Source organism: Gemella bergeri ATCC 700627 (genome assembly GCF_000469465.1).
GTDB classification, from domain to species: domain Bacteria; phylum Bacillota; class Bacilli; order Staphylococcales; family Gemellaceae; genus Gemella; species Gemella bergeri.
This window is the reverse complement of the sequence record NZ_KI271868.1, coordinates 1-3,804: the sequence shown is the minus strand read 5'-3', so window position 1 is coordinate 3,804 and position 3,804 is coordinate 1. Positions and strand designations below refer to the sequence as shown.

Genomic DNA, 3,804 nt, shown 5'->3' with positions numbered 1-3,804 from the left:
ATATCAAAAGATACTGGCGTTGCGTTAAGTGTTATTCAAAATTATAGAAGTGGAAAATATTCTATTGAGAACATGACTTTGAAAGTCGCTAAAAAACTTCATGAATATTATTTAAACAAAAAAGGAGAATAAAAAATGTTAAAATTAGAAAATAAAAAGTGATATTATGTAAACGGGAATAAAAAAGTAAAAATTTGTAGTGATGTCAAATTTGAGGAGGAAGATTTAACAATTTCTGAAATTATTGAAGAGTTAGGATTAGATATTGCATTTGTCCCTATGAAAATTAAAAAAGTTTATTGTAAAGAGTGGTTTGGCGATGAAAACATTATTTACACCGAGGTGAAATTTGAATTGCTTATCAATAATAAAACAGTTGATAAAATGATTGAGGATTTTGAAGTAGGCAAAACTTTTAACAAATCTGAATTTTTTGAAAGATATTCAACAGATGATATTTTAGAGAAGGTAGCTAGAAATTTAGATGAAACTAATTTATTTAATAAATATATTTACTAAATAATATATCCGCAAAATATCCACATTTTTACCTAAAATTTTGGGCAGTTATCTCTGTATAAAACGGCTAAAACGTTATATTTAGAGCGTTTTTGAAACAAATTGAGAATAAGATAATAAATACCTAGAGATTGATTAATCAACCTCTAGGTATTTTTTGAGTAATTATTATTTGGTAACTATAGTAATTTTAATTTAAGTATATATTGTGTTATTTCACTTTGTTGCACTAATATATGATCTATAGGTTTAGTATTTTGATTTTGATTTAATTGAATCGACCACATTATTTAGCAAGTCCTTCAGAAATTTTATCTAAATTCCATTTCATCATATCGTAGTAACTATCTCCTCTTTCACCTTTTTCAGCAACAGAATCTGTAAAGATTTTAGCATAAATAGGTATATTAGTATCTTTAGATACAGTTTTCATTGGGCGATCATCTACACTACTTTCAACAAATAATGACGGAGTTTTAGTTTTACGAAGTTTTTCTACAAGTGCTTTGATTTGCTCAGGTGTCCCTTCTTCTTCGGTGTTAATTTCCCAAATGTAAGCTGATGGTACATTGTATGCTTTAGAGAAATATTTGAAGCAACCTTCACTAGTTACAATCATTTTTTTCTCGGTAGGGATATTATTAAATTTATCTTTTGCTTCATTATCTAATTTTGTTAATTTTTCCAAGTAGTTTTTAAGATTTTGTTCATAAAAATCTTTATTTTTTGGATCTTTTTCTATTAATTGTTTAGCTATATTTTTTGCATATATCATTCCGTTTTCAAGATTTAACCATGCGTGAGGGTCTTCTTTACCTTTTTCATTTTTACCTTCTAAATAGATAACTTCAACACCATCACTTACAGCATAATAATCTTTATTTTCTGTTTTATTAGCATTTTTTACAAGTTTTGTAAACCAAGCATTGCCGCCTGTTTCAAGATTTATACCATTGTAAAATATTAAGTTAGCTTCTGAAGTTTTTTTCACATCATCAGGTAAAGGCTCATATTCGTGGGGATCTTGCCCAACCGGAACTATACTGTGTAAATCAATTTTATCGCCGGCAATATTTTTAGTAATATCGGCAATAATAGAGTTGGTAGCGACGACTTTAAGTTTAGTAGTTTCGCTGGTATTTGAATTGTTCTTTTGACCTGCAGAACAGGCGAAAAGCCCGACAACTAATGCCAAAAGAAGAGAAATAAAACCTAATTTTTTAATATTTTTCATATTATAGGTCCTCCTTTATTAAAATAATTTTTTATAAAAACATTAAATAATTTTATTTAATGTTTGAAAAAACGTTGTTTTGGTGCTATGAAGAAGCTGACAACAAATATAACGGCAGATGTTAATACAATACTGGAACCTGCAGCAATATTAAATGAATAACCTATAAATAATCCTAACACAGAAGATACAGCCCCTATTGTTGAAGATAAAATTATCATAACTTTTAGACTGTTTGCGTAAAGATAAGCTGTAGCAGCCGGTGAAATAAGCATAGCAACTATTAAAATAGTACCAACACTTTGCATAGCGGTAACAGAAACCAACGTTAATAAAATCATTAGAAGATAATGATAGAAATTAACTTTCATACCCATAGCCTGTGCAAGTAATCCATCAAAAGAAGTTATTAATAACTCTTTGAAAAATAACTTTATTATAAGCAAGACAAAGATACCTACACCGATGGTGATATACATATCAATATCCTGAACGGCAAGAATATTACCGAATAAGATGTGAAATAAATCTGTTGAACTGTTAGCAACTCCTATAAGAATAACCCCAAGTGCAAGAAATGAACTAAAGGTAATTCCAATAGCGGTATCACTTTTAATAATAGAGTTTCCTTTTATATAAGTAATAATAACAGATGCCAAAAGCCCAAAAACAATGGCTCCGATAAAGAAGTTGATACCCAGAATAAAAGACACGGCAACACCCGGTAAGACAGCATGAGAAATAGCATCCCCCATCAAAGACATACCGCGAAGAATAATAAAGCAACCAACCGCACCTGCTACAATACCAATAATAATAGCTGTAATCAGAGCGTTTTGCAAGAAATGATAATTATATAAACCATCTATAAATTCTTTAATCATATTATTCCCCTCCTGTTACAAAAATATTAGAACCATAGGCTCTTTTAAGATTTTCTTTAGTAAAAGTATCATCGGTATTCCCGAAAGCTATAAGTTGTTTATTAAGAATAAGTATTTTATCAAAATAAGATTTTACCTTACTCAAATCATGATGAACAATAAGAATAGTCTTACCTTGTGCTTTTAATTCTCTTAAGGTATTCATTATAATATCTTCACTCACAGAATCAATTGCGACAAAAGGTTCATCTAAAAAAATATAGTCCGCTTCTTGAACTAAACATCTGGCTATTAGAACCCTTTGAAATTGCCCACCGGATAATTCACTAATTTGTCTTTCGGAAAATTCGGTTAAATTAACAATTTCTAATGCTTTTTGAACCTTTTTCCAATCCTCAGATTTCAAACCGTGAAATAGTTTTATTTTCGGATATAAACCTAAGGAAACACACTCTTTTACTTTAATTGGAAAAGTATAATCTATATTTATTTTTTGTTCGACATAAGCAATATTTTTTAATGATAAATTTATATCTTTATTATCAATATTAACATTACCGGTAAAATTAATAATACCTAGCATAGCCTTTAATAAAGTAGATTTCCCTGCGCCATTTGGTCCGATAATTCCGATTATATTGGAATCGGTTATATTTAACGATACATTATCAAGCGCCGGTACCAATTTATAAGTAACGGATAAATTTTTTATTTCAATCATAATTCCCACTTCCTATCTTTTACTTCTACACAATAGTTTACCCTAGGAAACATTATAAGTCAAGGAAAATTTTTGGAACTGTAGTGAAAATGATAGGAAAATTAAGAAGTCATATTACTGAGTAAGGTGATATAAAATAATTTTCTAAATATTCAATAAAAGTAAGAAACAATATATTTTACAATAGGAGTATATTATTTGTGGGAAAATATAAAATAAAAAAACCTACCTTACAAAAAATATTGTAAGGTAGAAATAAGGGAGTAAATATGAAAAGTCTTTATTATAAGCTAGGGAGACTTATAATAAAAGAACATTCGAAGTAATATAACAATTACTTCACTAATAATTGTATCAGAAGTATATACAAAAAACAAGAGAAAAATAAATTTTTTTCTAAAAAGGGTGATAAATAATTTATTAAGATATTAATAGTGAAATTATTA

The 3,804-nt window shown here is 28.3% G+C and carries 4 protein-coding genes; 1 reads left to right on the top strand and 3 read right to left on the bottom strand.

The annotated features are described in order from the left end of the window. Nucleotides 1–354: 354 nt before the first annotated feature. Nucleotides 355–519: a hypothetical protein gene (locus tag HMPREF1983_RS06460; protein WP_162790163.1), complete on the top strand. Its 165-nt coding sequence runs from the start codon at nucleotides 355–357 to the stop codon at nucleotides 517–519. A gap of 286 nt (nucleotides 520–805) precedes the next feature. On the opposite strand, the gene HMPREF1983_RS06455 is transcribed toward HMPREF1983_RS06460, so the two are convergent. From HMPREF1983_RS06455 to HMPREF1983_RS06445, 3 genes are all read right to left on the bottom strand, one after another. Continuing rightward, complete coding sequence (locus tag HMPREF1983_RS06455; protein WP_040461226.1) at nucleotides 806–1,744, bottom strand: metal ABC transporter substrate-binding protein; 939 nt, start codon at nucleotides 1,742–1,744, stop codon at nucleotides 806–808. Nucleotides 1,745–1,809: 65 nt separating this feature from the next. Continuing rightward, nucleotides 1,810–2,637 (bottom strand): metal ABC transporter permease, encoded by an 828-nt coding sequence (locus tag HMPREF1983_RS06450; RefSeq protein ID WP_021753503.1) that lies wholly within the window; start codon nucleotides 2,635–2,637, stop codon nucleotides 1,810–1,812. 1 nt (nucleotide 2,638) lies between these two features. Next, nucleotides 2,639–3,358 (bottom strand): metal ABC transporter ATP-binding protein, encoded by a 720-nt coding sequence (locus tag HMPREF1983_RS06445; protein ID WP_021753502.1) that lies wholly within the window; start codon nucleotides 3,356–3,358, stop codon nucleotides 2,639–2,641. Nucleotides 3,359–3,804: the final 446 nt, after the last annotated feature.

What these genes read in the sequence shown, in the direction of transcription:
- HMPREF1983_RS06450 (WP_021753503.1), bottom strand. Translation starts at nt 2,637, where the DNA reads ATGATTAAAGAATTTATAGATGGTTTATATAATTATCATTTCTTGCAA.
- HMPREF1983_RS06445 (WP_021753502.1), bottom strand. Translation starts at nt 3,358, where the DNA reads ATGATTGAAATAAAAAATTTATCCGTTACTTATAAATTGGTACCGGCG.